General features: G+C 71.5%; 3 protein-coding genes. 1 reads left to right on the plus strand and 2 read right to left on the minus strand.

Features of this window, described 5'->3' with window-relative positions; all coding sequences use genetic code 11:
- Window positions 1-161 precede the first annotated feature (161 nt).
- Both WA805_RS06855 and WA805_RS06860 read right to left on the minus strand, forming a co-directional pair.
- Window positions 162-872, minus strand: coding sequence for a hypothetical protein (locus WA805_RS06855; protein WP_422291154.1), 711 nt, complete (start codon window positions 870-872; stop codon window positions 162-164).
- Window positions 873-918: 46 nt separating this feature from the next.
- The gene (locus WA805_RS06860) at window positions 919-2,766 is read right to left on the minus strand and encodes a S9 family peptidase (RefSeq protein WP_425241913.1); all 1,848 of its coding nucleotides are present in this window, start codon (window positions 2,764-2,766) and stop codon (window positions 919-921) included.
- A 90-nt stretch (window positions 2,767-2,856) separates the two neighbouring features.
- Between WA805_RS06860 and WA805_RS06865 the strand changes: the two genes are divergently transcribed.
- Window positions 2,857-4,077, plus strand: a 1,221-nt coding sequence (locus WA805_RS06865) for a DUF294 nucleotidyltransferase-like domain-containing protein (protein ID WP_425241914.1), incomplete at its 3' end; no start/stop codon positions are given.

A 4,077-nucleotide genomic window follows, 5' to 3' on the forward strand; every position in this document is an offset into this window, starting at 1 on the left:
GCGCAATCCAGCCACTGAACGGGACCGCGCGGGAACGCTCGCCGCCGGCGCGCGCCAGCAGGCCAGACGCGACAGCAAGCGCGCCGGGTCGCGGTAGGCGCCCGGTTCACCCGTCGCGCTGACAGCCAACTGAGCGACGCCGCCCGTCCCGTGGCCAGGTATCACGATGGGCTGATCGTGATGCTGCCGAGGTCGGAGCTGGCGGAGATGACGTGCGGCGAGGCCGGGTTCTTGGGCACGGTGACGGTGCTCGAGCCGACGTAGGCGTGCGTGTTGATCTGGTACGTCGCGGAGCCGGGCACGGCCAGCGTGATCGGACCGACGTTGGTCGACGCGTGCACGGACGACGGCGCCGCCGAGAACGTCGCGTCGATGCCGCCCGCGTTCGACTTCAGCGTGGCGGTCGGCGAGCTGAGGCTGATCGCCGTGATCAGCCCGGCGCTGGTCTGCGCGCTGACCGGTCCGGCCAGCGACGTCAGCGTGATCGGCCCCGCGGCGGTTGACACCCGGACCGCCACGCCGCGCGGCACCTGGACGTCGTAGGACACGCCGCACACGAATTCCGACGGGCACGTGTAGGAGAGCGTCAGCGTGGTCCCGGAGATCACGTGCGTCACCGCCGGCGGCGTCTTGCCGTACGACGCGGCCTCGGACACGCCGATAGTGCCGCGGTTGCCGCCCGTGACGTCGATGCTGCCCGAGCCGCCCTTGATGACCACCGTCGTCACCCGCCCGGTGACCGTGTAGACGTGCGCAGGCGGGTTGTGCGTGGTCCCGAGCTGGGGCAGCGGATGGCAGCCCGCCAGCAGCAGGGCCGCGGCGGCACCACAGCACGCACCGATCACCGCCGCGAACCGCGAACCGCCCCGCATGTTCAGAGATTCTTCTCGTAACGCGGCGCGGCCGCAATCACCGCGCCTACTCCTCGTAGCGCCCGCTCAGGTACCTGGCGAGGAAACGCTCGGCGGCCGCGTAGAACCTGATCCGGTTCTCCGGCTTGGCGAATCCGTGCCCCTCGTCGGGGAACAGCAGGTACTCGTGCTCGATCCCGGCCTCCGTCAGGGCCGCGACGATCTGCTCCGACTCGGCCTGCTTGACCCGCGGGTCGTTCGCGCCCTGCGCGATCAGCAGCGGGATCTTGATGTCGCGCGCCCGGGACAGCGGCGACCGCGACCACAGGAACTCGGCGTCCGTCTCCGGGTTCCCCACCCGCCGGTACAGCTGCGCGATCATCGGCGCCCAGTAGGGCGGGATGGTCTCGAGCAGCGTCTTCAGGTTGGACGGCCCGACGATGTCCACCGCGCAGCGGAAGACGCCGGGCGTGAACGCGGCACCCACCAGCGCCGCGTACCCGCCGTACGAACCGCCGTAAATGGCCACCCGCGACGGGTCGGCCCAGCCCTGGCCGGTGATGTACGACACCGCGTCGATCAGGTCGTCGTGCATCTTGCCGCCCCACTCACGGTCCCCGGCGGCGACGAACGCCTTCCCGTACCCGGTGGAGCCACGGTAGTTGACCTGGACGCACAGGTAGCCCCGGTTGGCGAACCACTGCGCCTCAGGGTTGTACCCCCAGCTGTCTCGCACCTGCGGGCCGCCGTGCACGTCAAGCACGGCCGGCAGCGACGACCGGCCCGGCCCGGGCGGGAACGTCACGTAGCCGTGGATCTCCAGCCCGTCCCTGGCCGTGAACGAGAACGGCTCCATCGCCGCCAGCGTGTACGACGACAGCGCGGGCCGCGCCTCGAACAGCAGCCGGCCGGACTTCGACGCACGGTCGTACAGGTAGAAGGTGAGCGACCCGGCGTCGACATTGAAGCCGACCAGCCACGTCTGGTCGGCCTCGTCCCGCCCGAGGAACATCGGGTCGCCAGGGTGCAGCCCGCGAATCGCCTTCAGGTCGTCTTGGACCGACGGGTCGAGCACGACGTAGGTCATCCGGTCCTTGAGAATCATGACGATTTGCGGGTCGCGGGTGTCCGGGTCCAGCACGGCCCCGGTGACGTCCGCCTCGGGGTCCTCGGCGAGCACCGTGGTCGCGCCGGTCGCGAGGTCGACCCGCGTCAGCCGCCCGGTGTCGGCCCCTGCCGCGCTGATCATCACCAGCGACCTGCCGTCTCCGCTGAACGACACCACGTCGCTGGACGTCACGTCCTCGGCGGGGATGGTCAGCAGCGTCCGCCAGTCCGCCGACGCCGAATCCCGGACCAGCACGTCCAGGGACCCGTCGGGCAGCGGCGCGAGCGCGCAGCGCACCACGAGGTCCTCGTCGGCCAGCCAGCCGGCGTACCCCGGGTTCTCGATCTCCTTGACCAGGTTCCCGGTCACCAGGTCCAGCCGGTACACGTCATGCAACTGCGGGTTGTCCGCGTTCATCCCGACGAGCACCTCGGTCGGGCGCCGCTTGCTCGACCCGATGATCTGCGCGTGGATCTTCTCGAACGGCGTCAGGTCCCTGCGCTCCCCGGTGACCAGGTCGACGTCGTAGAGCCGCCAGTTCTCGTCACCGCCGGCGTCCTGCACGTACAGCAGGTGCCGTCCGTCCCACGCCCAGCCGAACATCCTGATCCCGCGGTCCGTGTCGTCGGTGACCGCCCGCGCGGCCGCCCAGTCGACGCCGTCGGACTCGTCGATAGGCGCGACCCACACGTTCAGGACGCCGTCCTTCGGCGCTATCCAGCCGAGCTGGGACCCGTCGTGGGACATCCGGGGGCTGGTCCGCTCCGGGTTGCCGAACAGTACGCTGCGCGGGATGAGATCGACCATGCCCAATGCCTATCACAAGCCGCGGAGCACTCGATCCACGGCAAACAGGGGACTGCAGCTCAGCTCGGCCATCCGGTATACGCTCCTAGCGTGAGCGGCACGCGGACCTCCCTAGCGGGCTGGCTGGCCCGGATGGGCTTCACCGACGTCCCGCGCGCAGCACGCGAGCTCGCCGCCCTCGGCATAGCCGCCGACGGCCACCCGGTGCTCACCGCCCTCGCCCAGGCAGCCGACCCCGGCCTGGCGCTGGCCGGCCTGGCGCGGATCGCCGAACGCGAATCCGGCCTCACCGAGCAGCTCACCAGCGACGCCGCGTTCAGTGCCCGCCTCACCGCGGTGCTCGGCGTCAGCAAGGCGCTGGCCGACCATCTCGCCAGGCACCCGGAGGACACCATCGTGCTGCGCGGCCAGGACGCCGACCGTCGCCAGGACCAAGCCGCGATCCGTGCGGGGCTGCTGACCGCCGTGGCCGCCGATCCCGGCAGCTCCGAGCCGAGAGCCGACCTGGACGCGGGCAAGACTGATCCAGCGGCCAGGCTCGCCGCCGCCTACCGCCGCCACGTGCTGCACCTGGCTGCCCGCGACCTCACCGGCAAGGCGTCGGTGGACGAGGTTGGCCAGGAACTCGCCGTCCTCGCCGACGCCGTCCTCGAGGCGGCCCTCGCCATCGCCCGCGCCGAGCTTCCAGGCGACGCCGCGCCGGCCAGGCTCGCGATCATCGCGATGGGCAAGTGCGGCGCCCGCGAGCTCAACTACGCCAGCGACGTCGACGTGATCTTCGTGGCCGAGCCAGCGCCCGCCAGCACAGCGCCCGCCAGCACGGAAGAGGCCGCCATCAGGACGGCCACGAAGCTGGCCGCGGGCGTGATCCAGGTCTGCGAGCGGTCCACCCCTGAGGGCAGCATCTTCCCCGTCGACCCGAACCTGCGCCCAGAAGGCCGCCAGGGTCCGCTCGTCCGCACGCTGGCCAGCCACCTGGCGTACTACGACCGGTGGGCCAAGACCTGGGAGTTCCAGGCGCTGCTCAAGGCCCGCGCGGCCGCCGGCGACCTGGACCTGGGCGAGCGCTACGTCGCCAAGGTCAGCCCGCTGGTCTGGCAGGCGTCGCAGCGGGAGAACTTCGTCGAGGACGTGCAGGCGATGCGCCGCCGCGTGGAGGCCACGCTGCCGAGGAACATGGCGGGCCGCGAGCTCAAGCTCGGCCCCGGCGGCCTGCGCGACATCGAGTTCGCCGTCCAGCTGCTGCAGCTGGTGCACGGCCGCGCCGACGAGCGGCTGCGCGCCCCGGCCACGCTGCCCGCGCTCAAGGCG

Source organism: Trebonia sp. (assembly GCF_049794275.1).
Classification (GTDB): domain Bacteria; phylum Actinomycetota; class Actinomycetes; order Streptosporangiales; family Streptosporangiaceae; genus Trebonia.